Below are 20,386 nucleotides of genomic sequence, written 5' to 3'. Positions count from 1 at the left end.
TCATTGGCCCTCCTTCTGTTCTTGCTCGTCCGCGCCATCCTCTGGCGCCTCGGACGGGTCGTGATCCATAGGGGTCACGTTGATGGTTTCCCCGGCAAACCGTGCAATCCGCGACAGGCTGTAAAGCATCAGCATCACCGCGCCCAACACCGCCAGGAACACGCCCAAGTCAAACGCCATCGCCGTGGCCCACTCAAACTCTTCGATGGGTGGGAAATGCAGATAGCCGTAGGCGCTGGTCAGGAACGGTTTGCCCGCCAACCACGCACCCACACCGGTCAACCCGGCGATGATGACGCCCCAGCCAATCATCGAGTGGTACTCGATCCGCTGCCGCAACTGCGCCCAGGCAAAGCCCGAGGCCATGTACTGCATCAGCAAGGCAATGGAGATCACCAGCCCAGCGACAAAACCGCCGCCCGGTTGGTTGTGACCGCGCAGGAAGATGTAGAGGCCGACCATCACCGCCATTGGCAGCATGGCCCGGGTCGCCACTACCATCATCAGCGGGTGACGGTCGCGTGAGCGATCCGGCGAAAACGCCCGATCCCGCAAACGTTTCGCCGCGGGCCCCCGCAACAGCGCGTCCATCAGCGCAAAGATCGTCAGACCTGCAATGCCAAGCACGATGATCTCGCCATAGGTATCATAGCCCCGGAAATCCACGAGGATCACGTTCACCACATTGGTGCCGCCGCCGCCTTTGTAGGAATTGGCGAGGTGATAGGCCGAAATGCTGTCCACATCACGCGTCAGGAAGGCCATCGCCAAAGCCGCCACAGCGCCACCGCCCGCAATCGCCACCACCGCATCGCGCAGTCGCTTGCCGTTGCTGCTTTCCGCTGGCGTGTCCTTTGGCAGGAAGTAGAGCGCCAAAAGCAACAGCATGATGGTCACAGTCTCAACCGAAATCTGCGTCAGCGCGAGGTCCGGCGCGGAGAGATAGACGAACCCACCCGAAATCACGAGTCCGATGATCGAGATAAATACCAAGGAACGGAAGCGATTGCGGTGCTGGCTCACCACCAGCCATGTGGCCACCAGCAACGACAACCAGCCTACCCAGACCAATGGCGGCACCGGCAAGATCTCCCGCGTTGGTGCGCTGATACCACCGGTGAAATAGGCATGCGCGCCCACCCCAACAGCGGCGACAACCAAAAGCGCCAGATAGCGGCTCATCACGCCATTATGGGTGCCACGGGCAAAGGCTTTGGCCAAGGCCACGCAGCTGTCCATGATCGCATCAAAGATCGCTTTCGCTTCAGGCCGACGTGCCCGCAGCCAAATCGCGTCCAGCTTGCCGTGCACAGCCAAGAGAACGCCACCCACCACAAAGGCAATCACAGACATCCACAGCGCCGGTGTCACCCCGTGCCACAGCTTCAAATGCGGATGTGTGTCCAAGCCGGTCACCGCGTTCGCAGCAACTGTCACCAGCGGTTCCGCCAAAAACGGCATAGCGCCAATGACCACCACCAGAACAGTCAACAACGCAGGCGCGGCATAGAGCCCAAACGGCGGATCATGTGGCGTGGACGGATAATCGTCGCGCACCGGTCCACCAAACACGTGGAAGATAAACCGGAAGGAATAGGCCACGGAGAAACAGGCGCCCAAAGTTGCTAGAACCGGCACAATCCATGGGTTGTTGTACCAAACCGTATGGGCCGCTTCTTCAAGCATCATCTCTTTGGAGATAAAGCCATTCAGCGGAATGGTGCCCGCCATCGACAGCGCTGTGATCGTCCCGATGATCGCCGTGATCGGCATCAGTTTCGCCAAGCCACCCAGCCGTTTGACGTCGCGCGTGTGCGCCTCGTGGTCTACAATCCCGGCGGTCATAAACAACGCCGCTTTAAAGGTCAGGTGGTTGATGATGTGGAACACCGCCGCAATCGCCGCCGCTTTGGTGCCAAAGCCCAACAACATGGTCAGCAGGCCCAAATGGCTCACGGTCGAAAACGCCAACAAGCCTTTGAGATCATCTTTGAACAGCGCAATCACCGCGCCGAGCACCATCGTGATCAAGCCGGTGGTCGCCACGATATAAAACCAAGGGTCGGTGCCAGCCAGAACAGGCCACATCCGCGCCATCAGGAACACGCCCGCTTTCACCATGGTGGCGGAGTGCAGATAGGCAGAAACAGGGGTCGGCGCGGCCATCGCATGTGGCAGCCAGAAGTGGAACGGGAACTGCGCCGATTTCGTGAATGCGCCAACCAGGATCAGGATCAGAGCGGGCATATACCACTCGCTGGCCTTGATCAGTTCACCTTGCGCCAGAATGTCGGTCAGGTTGTAGCTGCCGACGATGTTGCCAAGGATCAGCATCCCGCCAATCATCGCCAATCCACCCGCGCCGGTCACGGTCAGCGCCATCCGCGCGCCTTGACGACCTTCCGGCAGATGCTTCCAATAGCCAATCAACAGGAAAGACGACAGGCTGGTCAGCTCCCAGAAAATCAGCAAAAGCAGGATGTTGTCGGACAAAACAATGCCCAGCATCGCGCCCTGAAACAGCAGCAGGTAGGTGTAGAACTGCCCCATCGGGTCATCGCCAGAAAGGTAAAACCGTGCGTACAGGATGATCAGCAGACCAACCCCAAGGATCATGCCTGCAAACAAGAGCCCCAATCCGTCCAGAAAAAAGCTCGCCGATAGTCCCAGCTGCGGCAGCCAATCAATTGTGGTGCTGACAACTTCGCCGCGCATCACCGCTGGCACCTGCGTGCCCAGCAACACCAACGCCAAGAGTGTTGGGACGGCGGTGAAGGATGCGCAGGCGTTGCGCCCGGCACGGATCATAATCCCCGGCACCAAAGCGCCAAGAAATGGTAAAATGGCGATAAAAGCCAGAATACTGCCGTCGTTCATCGGCGCCCTCCTGTTCGTTGCCCCAGACTGATAAGCATCCGCCTATCCTAAAACAACCGGCGTCTACCCAAAATACCTTAGAAAAACTCCGTGTTTTTCGCGGTTTGTGCGCAGATGCCGCAGACGGGCTCAGAATTGCTCCGCCAACTGCCGCAAATCCGGATCATCCGGATTGTAGGCCAGCGCCTGCCGCATGCGCTTTTGCGCAGCCCGCCGCCCTTCGACCTGCGCCGTCATGCGGATCAGACTGCTCCACGCTTGCGGGTTCTGCGGGTTGAGCCGCACCGCCTCAGACAAAGCTGCAATGGCCGACGGTAGATTGCCCGACACCATCGAGTAGCCCGCAACTTGCAGATGCGCCTCGGCAAAATCCATCTGGTTCTGCATCACGTTGCCAAACTCGCGGTAAGCTTGCCCCAACGCCGCCCGCAGGCTGTCCGGCAAGCGATCTGGCCGCTGGCTCATGATCGCGCGCGCCGCCGCCAGACGCACTGCCCGCACGTCGTCGTTCAGCCCTTTCAGCAAATACGGCGCCGTGGCCACCACCGCCCGCGCGCGCAAGGCATTCAAAGCGCCAACACGAATTTGCGGGTCCTCATTTTGCAAAAACGCGGCCAGCTCTTCCAAATTCAAAGACGTCGCCCCCGGCCCCAACAGCCACAACGCCGTCGCCCGCACTAAGTTTGGCTGCGCCTCATCCTGCGCCAGCCCAATCAACTCCCCCGCGGCACCGCGGGGATTGGCGCGCCCCTTCGCCAGGACCTCGCCGTAATGCGGTTCCTGCCATCGCCCATCAGGGAACCACGCGCGCACTTTGTCTGCGGCCCACTCATTGCTTTGGTCGTCATGACAGGTGGTACAGGCATTGGGACTGTCCAGCGCGTCGCTCAAATCGGGACGCGGCACGCGAAAGCTGTGATCGCGGCGCGGATCAGTGCCCATGTAGACTTTGTCCACCATATGGCAGCTCACACATTGCGCCGCCTCGGTGCCGTCAGGGTGGTTGGTATGCGCCACATCCTCGTAGTCCGCTTGCCGCAAGCTCTCAAACTCAGGATTGCCTGCTGGCGAGTGGCATTGCGTGCACACCGCGTTGCCTTCCGCCACGACCTCCGCCGAATGCGGCTCATGGCAATTGGCGCAGGTCACCCCTTTCTGGGACATCTTGGACTGCAGGAACGACCCGTAAACATAAACCTCATCCAAGATCTGCCCATCCGCGTGATACAAACCGGGCCGCAGCATCGCGAGGTTGTAGTTGTCGGCAAAGGCCTCTCCGGGCAGCGGATTGCCGTTTCCAAAGCCCTCGCGTCTGGCGTGACAGCCCGCGCATTGTTCCATCGCCGTCGCAGGCTCTGACATCGTCGACGTAAAGCCCCAATCGTCCAGCGCCACAGAAAAGCTCTCCGGCTTTGCCCCCTCGACAATGGTCAAATGCGCCGCCCCCGGCCCATGGCAGGCCTCACAGCCAACGCCGATCTCAACCTGCTGGCTGGCGTAACGTTTGGTCTGAAAATCGTAATTCTTCTCAAACCCGGTCGCATGACACTCGGCACAGCGACTGTTCCAGTTCTTGTAAACACCGGTCCAGTGAAACGCATCTTCAGGCGGCAAATCCTGATCTGGATAAAGGTGGTACCACCGCTGCTGCTCCACATCCCAGACAACGTCGAAACTCTGCAGCCGCCCCTTGCCAGTCGACAGGATCGGATGTTCAAGCGGATGCACCCCACCCACAGAATGCATCTCATAAGTCGCTGCCACGCCATCCTTTTCGCGCACTGTCACCACATAGGCATCGCCATCTCTGTCAAACGTCGCGCGCATGCCGTCATGCTCAAAGCTTTCCCCCTCAAAAGCCCCGACAAAACTGTCTTCCCCCGGCATCCGCCAAGCTTCGCCATGGTGCGAGGTTTTCCACGCGTCATAGGCCTCTGTATGACAGTCCCGACAGGCATCTGACCCCACATAATCCGGCACACCTGCACCATGCGGCGTCTGCGCATCTCCGGCGGAACCCAGCATCAAGCACGCTAGGGCCATGCCGAAAAAAATCTTGAATGTCATACAGCTGTCTTTCAGTTCTGATGCGTGGAGACCGGATTAAGCGGTGGCAAATCCGGAGTCTTCGTGTCGCGACGATAGCGGGTTTCGCGGTGTTTTCTATGGCAGAGTGTTTTGAGATGCCTCCAAGCCTGCGCTTCCTCGGTTGCACTGCCGTTGCCAAACCGCGCCGCGCCAATCTGCAAAAACGCGTCTTCAATATCTATCTCGGTCTCGTGTCGGGCAAGCGGCACCTTCTGCGACCAGCGTAAATAGGCCGGTTTGGCCGCACTCAAATCCCGTTTCTGCGTCGCCTGTTTCAGCAGGCTGTAGGCATATTCTGCACTCTGCAGCCGCCGCGCCTGCGCTCCGTCCCAAGACTGGTGCAGAAGCGGCAAGCCCCAGCGCACAAAAGCCCATACAACCAGTAATAAAGCCACCAAAGCCGCGCCCCACCGCACGATCTTGTCAACATTCAGCGGCTGAGCATTGGGCGCCAAAACCGGTGCATCCGCCTGCACGTCAATCGCCGCCGCCGTGGCCTCTTCCACTTTGCCAGTCTTCAGATTGAACCACTGCAAACGCACCTCAGGCAGCGCGCCTTCCACGCCGCCTTCCACAACATAAACCGTCTTCTCCACACGCGAGCCACTCACCACACCACGGTTTTCGGTCTCTTCGGCCACCGGACTTTCTGGATACGCGCGCAGCCCCGCAAATCCCTCCTCCGGCATCACTGGCGACAAGAACATCGGCGACACACCTTCGATCTTCACCTCAAGCACGCGCGTAAAGCTCGCACCGGCGCCCAGCCCCGTAGTGTCTCCCTCAACGGTCTGTGTCAGGGTCAGCGTCTCCGCCGCAATAAACGGGTCCATCCCTTCCGCGCCCTCCGGCACAACTCCTGTTACCGTCTGCGCAGGCACCGGCAATGTTGCTTCCAGCACATCACTGCCCTCAAGCGCGCGATACCGCACTTTCACATCCCCTGCCGGTATCTCAAACGTGCCCGGCACCACCGGAGTGATTTGATAGCGTCGCGAAATCCCGGACCATGTCTCCCCGCCAATGCTCTTGCTGGTCGGCGAGCTCGCCTTGGACGGCAGCCGCACCATCAGGTTCGGCGTCTCAAAATCCGGCCACACCGGCGGATCCGGCATGAAAGTTGGCACCAACACCGTCAGCCGCAGCGTCAGCGGCTGCCCGGGCACGGTCTCGCTTTCCTCAAACGTCACCTCAAGCTTGGGCTCCACATCCTGCGCCCACACCGCCGTAACACTCGCCAGCCACAGGAAAAAGACAACACACCACCTCATGGCTGCTCCCCCCGTGCCGCTTCCAGCCTGAACCGCTGTTTCAGAAAATCCTCCGTGCGTGTGTCCACCGTGCGCATCCACTGCTCGGTAGACAAATGCGCCGGTGCATCGTCCTGCGGCACCTCGATTTGCGTGTCTTCCCCGCGCCCGCTTTCATTGTCAAACACCACATCATCGGCGCCAATACCGGTGTCCTCACCTGTGTCCGATTGCTCCCGCGTGGTCTCGACATACGCCACAATGGCTTTGGAAATCGGCAGGTTCTGCTGCGCAGCCTTGTGTTCGGGATCAATCTCCAAAGCCCGCTCAAACGCCCGGACACCATCGCGATAGCCGCGCGACTTCAGATGTGCCATGGCCTGCAAAAACGCCGCCTCCGCCGTGTCCAGCCGCGCCATCTCCTGCGCTGCCGTCTCATACTGACCACTGCGATAGAGCGCCACGCCGCGCAAATGCGGGTCTTCAAACGCCTCCGCAGCCTCCGCGTAGTCCTTTTGTTCAAAGGCCCGCCATCCCTGCTGATCCGGCGTCAAAAACCAATCGCGCCACCCCTCTGCTTGCGCCTGCCCCGGCTGCAAAAGCAAAAACACCAAAGCTGCCTGCCCCGCCCAACGCACCGCCATCCCACGGCGAAACCACAGCAGCAACAGCACCAACGCCGGCCAGGCCAACCACGCGCCGCGATCCTCCCACGGCTGCGCCTCATCTTCCAACTGCGCCCGCCGATAGGCCGAGGCCAGCGTGCGCTCGACCTCCGCCACATCCCCATTGTCCGGAGTCACCCGCGTTGCCGACGCGCCGTCCGGCACCTGTGGCAGGTCCGTGCCCTCTGGCAGCATGAACAAAAAACTCATCGAGGCAACGGTGGTAGAAGCCGCAGTCCCCTCCTCATCAGCCCCAGCCTTACCCCAAGCCTCCTTCAATTCCGCCGCTGCACTGGTGGATAGCTCATCAACCACAAAAACAACACCGCCCGGCGCGCCTTCCCGCGCCAACAACGCCTGCGCCTTGGTAAATCCAGCCTGAATGTCCTGTCCTTCAATCGGCATCACCGCCGTTGTCAGCCCTTCCAGATAAGGCTGCATCACCCCGGGGTCCTCGCTCATCGGCACCACAACATGTGCGGTCCCCGCGAAGGCCACCAACGCCGTGCGCGCGCCGCTGCGCAAGGCAAGCAAATCCATAGTCTTCTGCCGCGCCCGCGCCAGCCGTTCCGGCGCCACGTCGGTTTGTTCCATCGATGACGTGACCTGCATCACCACCACCAGCGGTGCGGTCTGGGCCGCAAAGGGCGTCGGTGCACGGGTCCAGCTTGGACCAGCCACAGCCGCCACCAACATTAAAAGCACCAATGAGATTACATCAATCGGCTGAACCCGCCCTGCAGGACTCCCAGAAACGGTCAACGCCTCTGCCAGATGCGGTGCAAGCCAGCCATCGTTGCCACCCGTTGCGCCCCGCCGCTGGCGCAACCGCCACCAGGTCACCGCCACCGGCAAGGCCAACAAAAGTAACCAAGGCCGCAAAAAATGAAACGCCTCAAGGAACAGCGACAGGTCCACTGTCATGCCCGCGCCCTCCCGTGATCCCGCAACCAAAGCGACATCAACAAGATCAACCCAATCGCCAGCGCTGCCATCAACGGCCAATGCGCCAAGTCCTGTTGCGGTCGCCAAATCAATGTGTCGACCTCCTGCGGGTTCAGCGCATCAATCTCATCGTAGATGCTGTCCAACGCTGCTTCATCGGCGGCAAAAAACGCATCCCCCCCAGTGCGTTGCGCCAAGTTGCTCAGCAAGTCCATGTCCAGCCGGTCCTCACCGCTGGCCTCCGGGTCCCCGACGCCGATCGCAAACATGCGCACGCCTTTGTCCCGCGCAATCTCGGCGGCATTCACCGGGCTCATCCGGCTCGCCGTGTCATTGCCATCAGACAGCAAGATCAACAGCCGTTCCTCAATCTCGCTGGCCTCAAACGTGTTGATCGCCAAGCCAATCGAGTCACCCAGCGCCGTGTGTGGCCCCGCCATGCCCACCTCGGTTTGCGCCAACAACGCCCGCACCGTATCCAGATCTTCGGTCAACGGCGCTTGCACATAGGCCCGTGTGCCAAACACAATCAGCGCCACACGGTCGCCAGACCGATCCGCCAGAAAAGCCTCAACCACCTCTTGCACCGCCGCCAGACGCTGCACCGGCTTGCCGTCCTCACCAGGAAAATCGCGCGTATCCATGCTGCCGGAAATATCAATTGCCAGGATCACATCCCGTGTCGCCTTGGTGATCTCCTGCGGTGGTCCCAGCCGCACAGGTCCTGCCAAGGCCAACACCAGCAGCACCCACATGATCCCGCCGCCAATCAGCGCCCGCAGCTTGTGCGCAACAATCGCCGCGCCGTCCTGCACGGTCAGCCCAGCGGCCTCAGCGATCTGGTCAAAAAACGGCACCCGCAGCGCATCTTGGCGTTGGCGAAACGGTGGCACCACCCGCCGCCAAATCAGCGGCAAAGGCAGCAGCAACAGCAGCCAAGGATGGCTCAGCTCAAACATCCGCGACCTCCGGTGGCTTATGCGATGTAACCCACGCGCGTGCCGCCGCCAGCAACTGCGGATCAGCCTCTGCCGGACCGCTCTGATAGGCGGCACTCACCAAGGCCGTATCCTGAAACTGCCCCTCGCCAGTCTCTGCCAAAAACGCCACCCAGGCCTGACCGCTCAACCCAGCCACACGCCGCCGCCCGTAGGCCACCATTGCCGCGCGCTTCAAAATGCCCGAAACAGCCGCCGGATCGTCTGCGGCCCGCTCCAAAGCCTTCGACGCAGCGCGCCGATAGGCATTGGCTCGATAGCGCTGCCACATCCGCCAGCCGCGCCACGCAGCAACAGCCACGACAATCCCTGCCACCACCAACCAACCGGCCGTTTGCGGCACCATCGACACCGGTGCCGGGTCCGGCACTTCGGCAAGCTGATTGATCAGCCCGACAAGGCTGTCGTTGTCCACGGCTGCGGTGGCTTCTTCGCTCATCGCACCCGCCCCCCCAACAACCGCACCACCTGCGTGAGCGTATCCTCAGCCGTGGTCAACGGAAGCACCGACAAGCGCATCCGCTTTTGCCACTCGGCCACCTGATCCCGCCGTGATCCGGTCACTCGCGCCAAGCCCGCACGGACTTCTTCCGCCCTAAAATCCAAAAGGGTCTGTTTCTGCCCATCCGAGGCCGTCACCTCGCCAGTTTCTGGCACCACGTCTGCGCTGGGGTCACCCACCAATCCAAGCACCACATCGTTGTGCAGCGCAATTGCGCCAAGCCGTCGCTCGGTCTCGTCGTCACAGGCATCAAAATCACTGATCAGGTTCACCAGATGATCCCGCGTCGCGAGCCGTGCCACCGCTGCCAGCACATCGTTAAACGGCATCGGGGTCACTTTCGGCGCATCCGCTGTGAGCCGATGATTGGCCGCCTCCAAAGAGGTCAAAAACCGCGTCACCGCCGCCCGTCCTCGTCCCGGACGCAGCTCGTCTATGTCACTATCCCCAAACACCACACCGCCCACGCGGTCACCCTGTTTGGCCACCCGATGCGCCACAATCGCCGCGCATTCCGCCGCCGTCACCGCTTTGGTATTGTGCACCGTGCCGTAAAACATTGACATGCGCTGATCGACCACAATCAATGTCGGACGATCCCGCTCCTCGGTGTAAACCCGCACATAGGGTGATCCCGCCCGCGCCGTGACCTTCCAGTCAATCGCGCGCACATCATCCCCCGGCAAGTAATCCCGCAACTCTTCAAAATCCAGACCGCGCCCGCGAATGCGCGACCGATGCCGCCCCTGCAACGCCGACCGCGCAGGCTGTTTTGGCAAAAAGGAAATTGCCAGCGCCGCCGCCTCCAAAGACCGCAGCCCTTGCAAGCTCACGCGAATGCGCGGGTCATCAACGACCTCAGACGGAGACCGATCCGGGGCCACCCCGGCACGAGACAAAGCTGCACGGTTTCGCATGGCGTCCTCCGCTTACGGCACCGCCACTAAGGTCAGCAGCTCGGCCACAACGTCATCCGCAGACACGCCGCTGCCCTGCGCCTCATAGCTCAGCGCCAACCGATGGCGCAGCACATCCGGCGCAATCGCCTGAATGTCCTCCGGATCGACATAGTCGCGCCCCTTCATCCAGGCATGCGCCCGCGCGCACCGATCCAGCGCCAATGACGCCCGCGGGCTGCCCCCCAGTTCAATCCACTTGGCCAGGTTCTCGCCAAAATCCTCAGGCGTGCGCGTGGCTTGCACAATCGTGGCCATATAGACCTCCATCGCTTCGGCACAATGCAGACCGGCGATCTCGCGCCGCGCTTGGAACACCACGTCTTGCGAAATCGGCTCACGCGGCGCTTTTGCCGCCTTCTCCGCTGCCTGCTCCTGCAATTGCGCCTGTTCTTCGCCGCGCACCAACCGGATCACTTCGATCTCGTCCTCAAGCGGCGGATAAAGGATGTTCACATGCATCAGAAACCGGTCCATCTGCGCCTCTGGCAGCGGATAAGTCCCCTCCTGCTCCACCGGGTTCTGTGTCGCCAGCACCATGAACAGCGGCTCCATCTGGTGCGTGGTCCCGGCCACCGTCACCTGCCGCTCTTCCATCGCCTCCAACAAGGCCGCCTGCACTTTGGCTGGGGCCCGGTTGATCTCATCCGCCAGCACGACGTTGGCAAAAATCGGCCCCGGCTGGAACCGGAATTGTTCCCCATCCGCCGCGCCTTGCACATACATCTCTGTGCCAGTCACATCCGCAGGCAATAAGTCTGGCGTGAACTGAATACGTGAATAGTCACACTCAAGGTTCTTCGCCAAAGCCTTAACTGCACGTGTTTTCGCCAAGCCCGGCAGCCCTTCAAGCAGCAGGTTGCCATTGGCCAAAAGCCCAATCAGCAAGCGGTCAATCACATCGCGTTGGCCAATGATGCTCTCGCCCATACGGTCGCGCAGCGCATTGATCTCGTCCAGTGCCGCCATCACTCCGCCTCGCCAGTGAAAATCCGCGTCCACTCGTTCTTCATGTCCACCAGAACCCAGCCGCGATCCTCGGCCTCATCCAATCCACGATTGAGCACCCCAATGTGCCCTTCCCGATCATAAGCCCATTCTCGCTCGCCATCGGTGTGATGGATATACACCCCCAAACGCGCGCCCTCGCCCGCCGTAGTGTATTCCAGCATCTCAAAGTCGCCGTCCGAGTTGCCCACAGCCATAATCGGCCGTTTGCCGATGTGGTGATTGATGGCCACAGGCTTTCCCGCCTTGTCATCATTGAAGAATAACGTGTCATTCTTGATGATCGTCGGCACATCGTCGACCACCTCATAGGTAGACGTCAGTGACGATCCAATAGTCTGCTCCGGCGGGATGCCATAAACATCCTCCGCAAACACCCGCATGAAATCGATCCCCCCACCGGACACGATATAGGTTTTAAACTCTTCATCCCGCAGATAGCGCAACAGCTCGACCATCGGCTGGTAGGTCATCTCATCATAGCCCAGCCCCGTGGTCGGATGCTTTGCCTCCGACACCCACGCCGCCACATCTGCAGAAAAATCATCTAGGCTCTGGTTGGCATGGGACAGCGCCAAAATCTCGATCAGCCCCTCTTTGCCACCAGCCAAAACACCATCCATGTCGCCCGCAGCCGCCGCTTTCAATACATCGCTGGTCAGCTTCGATGGGTCATCCGCGCCAATCTTAGCCACGCGATCAAGCGCAAAAAACAGTTGGAAGTACATCGGCTGCTCGGCCCAAAGCGTGCCATCGTTGTCAAACACCGCAATCCGGTCTGCAGGCGTCACATAGTCCGCCCCACCAACCTCAGATACCGCCTCAACAAACGCAATGATCCGGTCTTTGGATGCCCCCTGCCAAGACGGCAACGGATCGGCCAAACCAACCCCGGCAACGCCTACCAGAGCCAAAGACAAACAAGTTGTTTTAAACGAAGTCAACAAAGTCATAGGACCATCCAAAATGCATCGGGGAACACCCCAGATCAAATATATCCCTCCCGACCACTGTAGGCCGGAAGGGGTTTTCTCTGACAGGATCTTACTTGGAGCCGATCTGGCTGAAGATCTTGTCCTTGGCATCGCCAATGGTGAAGCTGCCCGGCTTCTGACGTGGCGGGAATTCCTCAAATGTTGCAAGGAACTCACCCACATAGCCAGCCGCTGGCAACAGCAGGTAGACGCGGTCCAGATACCAATCCCAATAGGTGTTGGAGGTGATGTTGGAGCGCTCATAAGGGTCACGACGCAGGTTGAACAACAGCGGGATACGCAGTTCTGTCCAAGGCTCCGCCCAGGCCCGCAGGGTCTGCGGATAGCGGTGCTCCAGGAAGATCACCTTCCAGTCGTTGTAACGCAACGCGGTCAGATCACCGTCATCGGAGAAGTAGAAAATCTCCCGACGCGGCGCCTCTTCAGACTCACCCTTCAAGTAAGGCAGGAAGTTGTAGCCATCCAGATGCACTTTGTATTCACGACCAATCGCCTGGACACCACCGGCTTTCAGATTTTCCTTGATGTCCGCATTCCCGGCAACCGCCAGATAGGTTGGCAGCCAATCCATGTGGTGCATGATCTCATTGGAGATCGACCCGGCTTCAATGTTGCCCGGCCAACGCACCATGGACGGCACACGCCAGCCGCCTTCCCAGTTGGTGTTTTTCTCACCGCGGAAGGGTGTCATCGCCGCATCCGGCCAGCTGTTCATATGCGGGCCGTTGTCGGTGGAGTAGTGCACGATGGTGTTGTCTGAGATACCTAGCTCGTCCAGAACATCCAGAAGCTGCCCAACATGCATGTCATGCTCGATCATGCCTGCCTGGTACTCATCCATATGTTTGCCAGCGATCTCATCCGCTTTCAGGCGCATCTCGTCTTTGACGTGGGTGCGGAAGTGCATCCGCGTGCCGCTCCACCAAACAAAGAACGGCTGACCCTGCTCGTTGGAGCGCTTGATGAAGTCAATTGCCGCCGCAACGGTTTCCTCATCCACGGTCTCCATGCGCTTTTTGGTCAGTGGGCCGGTATCTTCGATTGTGCCATCTGCCGACGACTTGATCACACCACGTGGACCAAACCGCTCGCGGAATTCCGGATCCTGAGGATAGTCCTCGTTCTCTGGCTCTTCTTCCGCGTTCAAGTGGTAGAGGTTGCCAAAGAACTCATCAAAACCATGGTTGGTTGGCAGCATCTCATCGCGGTCACCCAGGTGGTTTTTCCCGAACTGGCCGGTGACATAGCCTTCCGCTTTCAAAAGACCTGCAATGGTTGGATCTTCCACCTGCATGCCCTCAGGCGCGCCCGGCATGCCCACTTTGGACAGACCTGTGCGGAACACCGATTGGCCGGTGATGAATGACGAGCGGCCCGCGGTACAGGATTGCTCACCGTAATAGTCGGTGAAAATCATGCCCTCTTCGGCCACACGGTCGATGTTTGGCGTTTGATAACCCATCATTCCCATGGTGTAGGCTGAGATATTGGATTGCCCGATATCATCGCCCCAGATCACAAGAATGTTGGGTTTTTCCTGCGCCGTCAGTGCGGTCGCAACTGTCGTCATTACAGCGGCCACCGCTGAAAGGCGCACGACAGCCTTCTTTGGGTTCAGACCCATAACAAAACTCCCTTAAATAAGCACACCTGAAAGAAATCTTGGCTAATAATCTTGGCAAACAAAAACCGTCAGGTGCCACGCCAAAAATGTGCGCAACCTTCACTCTACTGTCAATTGAAATCACTCCACAATTTGTGGATTTCACAATGTGAAACACAACCCTAGAGAATGCGAAATTTGGCCGTGGGACACAGGGTCAACGGAGGTCAGAGGCTGGCAAACCTCGTCGTCAGGTCCTGCGCCTCCGCTTGCAGTCCATAAGGCGCGTTTATGATGAACATGCCGGACCCTATCATACGATGGCCTTCTTTTGCAGGGGGGAATTCCACCTCATGCCGCAGGACCTTGGGGAAACCTTTTGCCTCCAAGGCTTGCACCATTGTTTTATGCGTGCCGTCGCGCAGGATCGGATACCAAAGCGCAATCACACCGACATTCCATTTGCGGTGCACATTGGCGATCCACCCCGGCAAAGTGCTGTAGTCGCTCTTGATCTCATAACTTGGATCAATCAACAGCACGCCCCGCCGTGGTGTGGGGGGACAAATCCCCATAACGGTCTCAAACCCGTCTTTTTGATGCACCTTGGCGCCGCTGCCCCGCATGGCTTGCCGCAGCGCGGTTGCTTCTTGCGGATGCAACTCACAAAGCTGCATGCTGTCTTCGGTTCGCAACAACGCCTGCGCAATGGCGGGCGAGCCCGGATACGCAACCTCACCATGCCGCGCCTGCACAGCAGTTAGCGCGCGTTTGTAGGGGTGATCTGACGCGAACCACTGCGCCACCTTGGCGATACCAGCTTCCGCCTCACCGGTTTTCACCGCCGCGGCATCATCCAGCTGATAGACGCCACGCGCCGCATGGGTCTCCAAATAGCTCATTGGTTTGGACTTCTGTCCCATGTATTCCAGCATCACCGCCAAAAGCGCGTGTTTCTGAACATCGGCCAGATTGCCGGCGTGGTAGATGTGTTGGTAACTCAGCATGCGCTTTCAATAGCCTGCCTGCGCGCCAAAGCCCAGACGGCAGATTTCGGCGCATCACAACCACAAGATTTTGCGACTTCCTGCCCAAGTCTGAGCGGCTTTTTGCGCCCCTCTTCAAACCCCTGTGAGCCGCTGCCACATGCGTCCCGAGACAGACAAGTCTCGCAAAAATAAAAACACCACTCACGCATGAGAGGAAAGACCCATGAACTATCGCACACCTATTTGCGCCGCAGCGCTTTGTGCTCCTTTTGCCTTTGCCAGTGGCGCCGCCGCCCAGGGCTGGAGCTGGTCATATGGTGCGGACATGACCTCAGACTACATCGACTCCGGTGTCTCCAAATCAGACGGCTTTGCGATCCAGCCTTGGGTCGAAGTAGAAAACAATGGGTTCTACTTTGGGGCATGGGGCTCCAACGTCGACCTCGGCACCGCCGACAAATGGCAATACGATCTCTACACAGGGTACCGCTCCAATGTCGGCACCAACTTTGCCTATGACCTTGGTCTGGTACGCAAATCTTATGACGACTCCGGCTATGACAGCAGCGAAGCCGCCGTGGGTCTGACCTATACCTTTGACAATGCCATGTATGTCAAAGGCTACGCTGCCTACGATTGGTCCAACAAAAACTACAATCGCTACGCGCAGGTTGGCTATGACATCGGCGACCGCTGGAAAACATCTGCACGCTACGGTGCCGATGATGGTGCAACCAGCGAATATTACTGGGACGTTGGTGCAGAATACGCCTTCAACGACACCATCTCTTTTGACATGCGTTACCATGGGCGTGATGGCAACGACGAAGGGGTTGTCGGTATGTTAAAATTTGCCTTCTAAAAGTGCACATTTTTGCGGGTGGCCAAGCTTTGGCCACCCCACGCGGCGGAATGTCGCCTTTGTTTTATTGCGGGTCTTTCACAACAGCCTTCGAGTTCCTATAAGAAGGCCGCTTGGACTCGAGAGAGTCGCGGACTTTGAGAATTTTTGGGGGAACGAAATCTTATGCTGGGAAATTTGGGCAGCCTGTTTACATCCGACATGGCTATCGACCTAGGGACCGCGAACACGCTGGTCTACGTAAAAGGTAAAGGTGTTATTCTCAGCGAACCTTCTGTGGTGGCCTATCACGTCAAAGACGGCGTGAAAAAAGTGCTCGCCGTGGGCGAAGACGCCAAGCTGATGCTGGGCCGTACCCCTGGCAGCATCGAGGCCATCCGCCCCATGCGCGACGGTGTGATTGCCGATTTTGACACCGCCGAAGAGATGATCAAACACTTCATCCGCAAGGTGCACAAACGCTCCACCTTTTCCAAGCCCAAGATCATTGTCTGCGTGCCTCATGGCGCCACCCCGGTTGAAAAACGCGCGATTCGCCAATCTGTGCTTTCTGCTGGCGCCCGTCGCGCTGGCCTCGTGGCCGAGCCGATTGCGGCCGCCATTGGCGCAGGCATGCCAATCACCGACCCAACCGGCAACATGGTTGTCGACATTGGCGGCGGCACCACTGAGGTGGCCGTTCTGTCGCTGGGCGACATCGTTTATGCACGGTCCGTGCGTGTCGGCGGTGACCGCATGGACGAAGCGGTCATCAACTACCTGCGCCGCCAGCAAAACCTGCTGGTTGGGGAAGCGACCGCAGAACGCATCAAAACCTCCATCGGCACCGCCCGTATGCCGGATGACGGCCGAGGTACATCCATGATGATCCGTGGCCGTGACCTTCTCAACGGCGTGCCAAAAGAAACCGAAATCTCCCAGGCGCAAGTTGCCGAAGCTCTGGCGGAACCGGTGCAGCAAATCTGCGAGGCAGTAATGACTGCACTTGAAGCCACTCCACCGGATCTGGCGGCAGATATTGTGGATCGCGGCGTCATGCTCACCGGCGGCGGCGCGCTGCTGGGTGAACTGGATTTGGCCCTGCGCGAGCAAACCGGCCTCGCCGTCTCGATTGCTGACGAAAGCTTGAACTGTGTGGCCATGGGAACCGGCAAAGCGCTGGAGTATGAAAAGCAACTGCGCCACGCGATTGACTACGACAGCTAACCCGGCCTCTCAGCGCCGGTTTGGCGTCAGCCTTTCGGCGGTGTAGCATAACGCCCACCATCTCTGATCCGGAGGCACCTTGGCCAAAGATCGCACCCAGAGCGAAGATTTCTCGGCACCGCTGCGGCGGCTGCTTCTGGGTGTGCTGATCCTGCTGCTTCTGGGCGTCTTTCTGATCTGGCGTATCGACAGCCCGCGCGTCGAACGCTTCCGCGCTCAAATCACTGATACTGTGGTGCCAAACTTCGACTGGGCGATGGCGCCCGTCACCGGCGCGGTCAATATGCTGCGCAACTTCCAAAGCTACACCCGCATTGTGGAACAGAACCGCGACCTACGTCGTGAATTGCAGGACATGAAAGCCTGGAAAGAAGCTGCGCTGCAGCTGGAACAGGAAAACGCCCGCCTGCTGGACCTCAACAATGTGCGCCTGGACCCACGCCTGACCTATGTCACCGGCGTTGTTTTGGCCGACAGCGGCTCGCCTTTCCGTCAATCCGTGCTGCTCAACATCGGTGCGCGCGATGGCATCATTGACGGCTGGGCTGCGATGGACGGCATCGGGCTAGTGGGCCGTATTTCCGGTGTTGGCCAATCCAGCGCACGTGTGATGCTGCTCACCGACAGCTCCAGTCGCATTCCCGCCCGCATCCAGCCGTCGGGCCAATCCGCTCTGATCGTCGGCGACAACTCTGTAGCGCCCCACGTGGACTTCCTTGAGACGCCAGACCTCGTGCGCCCCGGCGACCGGGTTGTAACCTCCGGTGATGGCGGCGTCTTTCCCGGTGGTCTGCTGATAGGCCAAGTCGCCGTGGACCCCTCAGGCCGCCTGCGTGTCCGTTTGGCTGCAGATTATGAGCGCCTCGAATTCCTGCGCGTGTTGCGCCATCATGGCCAAGAACGCCTCGACAGCCCAGGCACTGTGATCGCTCCGGACAGCCCCGAAGCCTTCTCGGAGACCACCGATGGCTGACGCAGCACTATCCAACAAGTGGTTGATGCGGTTTGTCTTTGCACTTTTGTGCCTGCTCTTGATCTTTGCACAGCTTCTGCCTTTGGAAACCACACCACGCCGTTGGGCTGGACCGGAGTTCATGGTGGTTCTGGCACTGGCATGGGCTGTGCGCCAACCGGACTACACCCCGCCGCTTCTGGTTGCTGGCGTCTTTCTGCTGGCCGACTTCCTGCTGTTGCGTCCCCCGGGACTAGCCGCCGCGATCATGGTGTTTGCCTGCGAAATCCAACGCGGCCGCGCGACCCGCCTGCGCGACGCAACGTTTGCCACCGAATGGCTCACCGCCGCCGTAATCATGCTGGCCATCACCGTGGGATACCGTCTGATTGGCACCATTTTCCTGCTTCCCTTGCCGTCGCTAGGTTTGATGCTCATGCAAACCATCATGAATATCGCCATCTACCCCGGCGTGGTCTTTCTGTCTCACCTGCTGTTTGGCGTGCGTCGCGCCACGGCCCACGACGCCTTGGGGGCCAACTGATGCGCGCCAAAACCCCCACCGAAGTCACCGAGGTCCACGGTCGCCTCTCCCGCCGTGCGCTCTTGCTCGGCGGCACCATGCTGACCTTTATGACCGGCCTTGGCTTCCGCATGCGCCATCTGCAATTGGACCAAGCGGACCAATATCGCCTGCTGGCCGAAGAAAACCGCATCAACATCCGGCTGATCCCCCCTGCACGTGGCGAAATCTTTGACCGCAACGGCATTGTGCTGGCCCGCAACGAACCGTCTTACCGTGTCACTTTGGTGCCCGAAGACGCAGGTGACGTCGACGCCGTGATCGACAAACTGGCAACCTTGGTGGAACTGGACCCCAACGAGCTCGACCGCGCCGTCACCGAGATGCGCCGCTCCCCCCCCTTCCTGCCCGTCACCATCGCCGACCGTGTCAGCTGGGACGAGCTTTCGCGCGTGGCGGTGAACACCCCCGCCCTGCCCGGCATCACACCTGAGGTGGGCCTGTCGCGCTATTATCCTCTGCGTGGCGACATGGCGCATGTGCTGGGTTATGTCGGTCCCGTCTCCGACTACGACCTCTCGAAAATCGACAACCCCGACCAACTGCTGCGCATTCCCCGCTTCCAGATTGGCAAAGTGGGCCTTGAAGGCCGCATGGAAGATGACCTGCGCGGCGTGGCCGGCACCAAACGTGTCGAGGTCAACGCCGTGGGCCGCATCATGCGCGAGTTGGACCGCCGCGAAGGTGAACAGGGCGACGACATTCAGCTGACCATCGACCAAGGGCTGCAATCTTATGCTCAAGCCCGTTTGGGCGAAGAAAGCGCCGCCGCCGTCGTAATGGATTGCGAAACCGGCGACCTACTGGCGGTCGCCTCCGCCCCAACGTTCGACCCCAACCTTTTTGTCGAAGGCATCTCGGTTGCGGACTATGGCGATTTGACCAGCAACGACCACCGCCCCCTCGCGGCCAAATCGGTGCAGGGCACCTACCCCCCGGGGTCCACCTTCAAAATGATCACCGCATTGGCGGCGCTCGAAGAGGGCATCGTCGGCTACGACGACACGGTCTATTGCCCCGGCCACATGGAAATCTCCAATCGCCGCTTCCACTGCTGGAAACGCGGCGGCCACGGCCAAATGAACCTGGCACAAGCCATCCGCGAAAGCTGTGACGTCTATTTCTACGACATCGCGCTGCGGGTTGGCATCGACAAAATGTCCGAAGTCGCGGCCAAATTTGGCATTGGCGAGAAGTTCAACCTGCCACTCTCCGGCGTGGCGCGCGGCTTAAATCCATCACGCGACTGGAAGTCTTCGGTGCGCGGCGAAGACTGGGTGGTCGGCGACACCGCCAACGCTTCCATTGGCCAAGGCTTTGTGCTCGCCTCGCCTCTGCAATTGGCGGTTATGACCGCGCGGCTGGCCACTGGCAAAGCCGTGCCGCCTCGCTTGGTGAAATCCATCAACGGCGTGGAACAGCCGATCGCTGAAGCCCCCCGCCTGGACATCAGCCCTACCCATCTCGCGGAGGTGCAACGCGGCATGTATGCGGTCTCCAACCACCGTCGAGGCACCGCCTACAGCAAACGCATCATCGAAGATGAGTACCGCATGGCGGGCAAAACCGGCACCTCTCAGGTCCGCAACATCACTGCCGCCGAGCGCGCCCGCGGCGTGACCCGCAACGAAGACCTACCGTGGAACCGCCGCGACCACGGCCTATTTGTGAACTACGCGCCCTTTGAAAATCCAAAGATCGCTGTGGCGGTTGTGGTGGAACACGGCAGCGGCTCCAAGGCCGCCACCCCCATTGGCCGTGACATCACGCTTCAGGCGCTCTACGGCGGCACCCCGCCGCTGTCGGCCTACCCCACCAAAGACCGCAACAGCATCGAAAAACAGCAGGAAGAGCTGGAAAAACTGGTGCCAGGCCGCGAAATCACGCGCCGCAACCGGGCATGAGGC

16 protein-coding genes are annotated in these 20,386 nt (G+C 59.8%); 5 read left to right on the top strand and 11 right to left on the bottom strand.

What is annotated here, in order from left to right; genetic code table 11:
• From JXR15_RS15925 to JXR15_RS15875, 11 genes are all read right to left on the bottom strand, one after another.
• Positions 1-2,877, bottom strand: a complete 2,877-nt coding sequence (locus JXR15_RS15925) for a monovalent cation/H+ antiporter subunit A (protein WP_422054185.1) — start codon at positions 2,875-2,877, stop codon at positions 1-3.
• A 129-nt stretch (positions 2,878-3,006) separates the two neighbouring features.
• On the bottom strand, positions 3,007-4,944 hold the full coding sequence (locus tag JXR15_RS15920; protein ID WP_422054184.1) for a multiheme c-type cytochrome: 1,938 nt from the start codon (positions 4,942-4,944) through the stop codon (positions 3,007-3,009).
• Between the two features lie 11 nt (positions 4,945-4,955).
• Positions 4,956-6,236: a hypothetical protein gene (locus JXR15_RS15915; protein WP_422054183.1), complete on the bottom strand. Its 1,281-nt coding sequence runs from the start codon at positions 6,234-6,236 to the stop codon at positions 4,956-4,958.
• Positions 6,233-7,804 (bottom strand): VWA domain-containing protein, encoded by a 1,572-nt coding sequence (locus JXR15_RS15910; RefSeq protein ID WP_422054182.1) that lies wholly within the window; start codon positions 7,802-7,804, stop codon positions 6,233-6,235. The genes JXR15_RS15915 and JXR15_RS15910 overlap by 4 nt, the downstream gene beginning before the upstream one ends.
• Positions 7,801-8,784, bottom strand: coding sequence for a VWA domain-containing protein (locus JXR15_RS15905; protein WP_422054181.1), 984 nt, complete (start codon positions 8,782-8,784; stop codon positions 7,801-7,803). The genes JXR15_RS15910 and JXR15_RS15905 overlap by 4 nt, the downstream gene beginning before the upstream one ends.
• The gene (locus JXR15_RS15900) at positions 8,777-9,262 is read right to left on the bottom strand and encodes a DUF4381 domain-containing protein (protein WP_422054180.1); all 486 of its coding nucleotides are present in this window, start codon (positions 9,260-9,262) and stop codon (positions 8,777-8,779) included. Before JXR15_RS15900 ends, JXR15_RS15905 begins: the two co-directional genes overlap by 8 nt.
• On the bottom strand, positions 9,259-10,242 hold the full coding sequence (locus JXR15_RS15895; protein WP_422054179.1) for a DUF58 domain-containing protein: 984 nt from the start codon (positions 10,240-10,242) through the stop codon (positions 9,259-9,261). The genes JXR15_RS15900 and JXR15_RS15895 overlap by 4 nt, the downstream gene beginning before the upstream one ends.
• 12 nt (positions 10,243-10,254) lie before the next feature.
• Positions 10,255-11,250, bottom strand: coding sequence for an AAA family ATPase (locus JXR15_RS15890; RefSeq protein ID WP_422054178.1), 996 nt, complete (start codon positions 11,248-11,250; stop codon positions 10,255-10,257).
• A complete protein-coding gene (locus tag JXR15_RS15885) occupies positions 11,250-12,242 on the bottom strand; it encodes an HAD family hydrolase (RefSeq protein WP_422054177.1) in 993 nt (330 codons plus the stop codon). Before JXR15_RS15885 ends, JXR15_RS15890 begins: the two co-directional genes overlap by 1 nt.
• A 91-nt stretch (positions 12,243-12,333) precedes the next feature.
• On the bottom strand, positions 12,334-13,854 hold the full coding sequence (locus JXR15_RS15880) for an arylsulfatase (protein WP_422054292.1): 1,521 nt from the start codon (positions 13,852-13,854) through the stop codon (positions 12,334-12,336).
• Positions 13,855-14,114: 260 nt separating this feature from the next.
• On the bottom strand, positions 14,115-14,894 hold the full coding sequence (locus JXR15_RS15875; RefSeq protein ID WP_422054176.1) for a 23S rRNA (adenine(2030)-N(6))-methyltransferase RlmJ: 780 nt from the start codon (positions 14,892-14,894) through the stop codon (positions 14,115-14,117).
• A gap of 205 nt (positions 14,895-15,099) precedes the next feature.
• Between JXR15_RS15875 and JXR15_RS15870 the strand changes: the two genes are divergently transcribed.
• The 5 genes from JXR15_RS15870 (at position 15,100) to mrdA (ending at position 20,383) form a co-directional block, all read left to right on the top strand.
• On the top strand, positions 15,100-15,738 hold the full coding sequence (locus JXR15_RS15870) for a TorF family putative porin (RefSeq protein ID WP_422054175.1): 639 nt from the start codon (positions 15,100-15,102) through the stop codon (positions 15,736-15,738).
• Positions 15,739-15,903: 165 nt separating this feature from the next.
• On the top strand, positions 15,904-16,944 hold the full coding sequence (locus JXR15_RS15865) for a rod shape-determining protein (RefSeq protein WP_299418891.1): 1,041 nt from the start codon (positions 15,904-15,906) through the stop codon (positions 16,942-16,944).
• A gap of 79 nt (positions 16,945-17,023) precedes the next feature.
• Entirely contained in the window at positions 17,024-17,917 is an 894-nt protein-coding gene (gene mreC, locus JXR15_RS15860) for a rod shape-determining protein MreC (protein WP_422054174.1), read from the top strand.
• Entirely contained in the window at positions 17,910-18,440 is a 531-nt protein-coding gene (locus JXR15_RS15855; protein ID WP_422054173.1) for a rod shape-determining protein MreD, read from the top strand. Before mreC ends, JXR15_RS15855 begins: the two co-directional genes overlap by 8 nt.
• Positions 18,440-20,383 (top strand): penicillin-binding protein 2, encoded by a 1,944-nt coding sequence (mrdA, locus tag JXR15_RS15850; protein ID WP_422054172.1) that lies wholly within the window; start codon positions 18,440-18,442, stop codon positions 20,381-20,383. Before JXR15_RS15855 ends, mrdA begins: the two co-directional genes overlap by 1 nt.
• Positions 20,384-20,386 lie beyond the last annotated feature (3 nt).

Origin of the sequence: Shimia sp., assembly GCF_049116215.1 — a bacterium.
In the GTDB taxonomy this organism is placed as follows: domain Bacteria; phylum Pseudomonadota; class Alphaproteobacteria; order Rhodobacterales; family Rhodobacteraceae; genus Shimia.
Note: the sequence above shows the minus strand (reverse complement) of the source record. Positions and strands in the feature narration are given on the sequence as shown.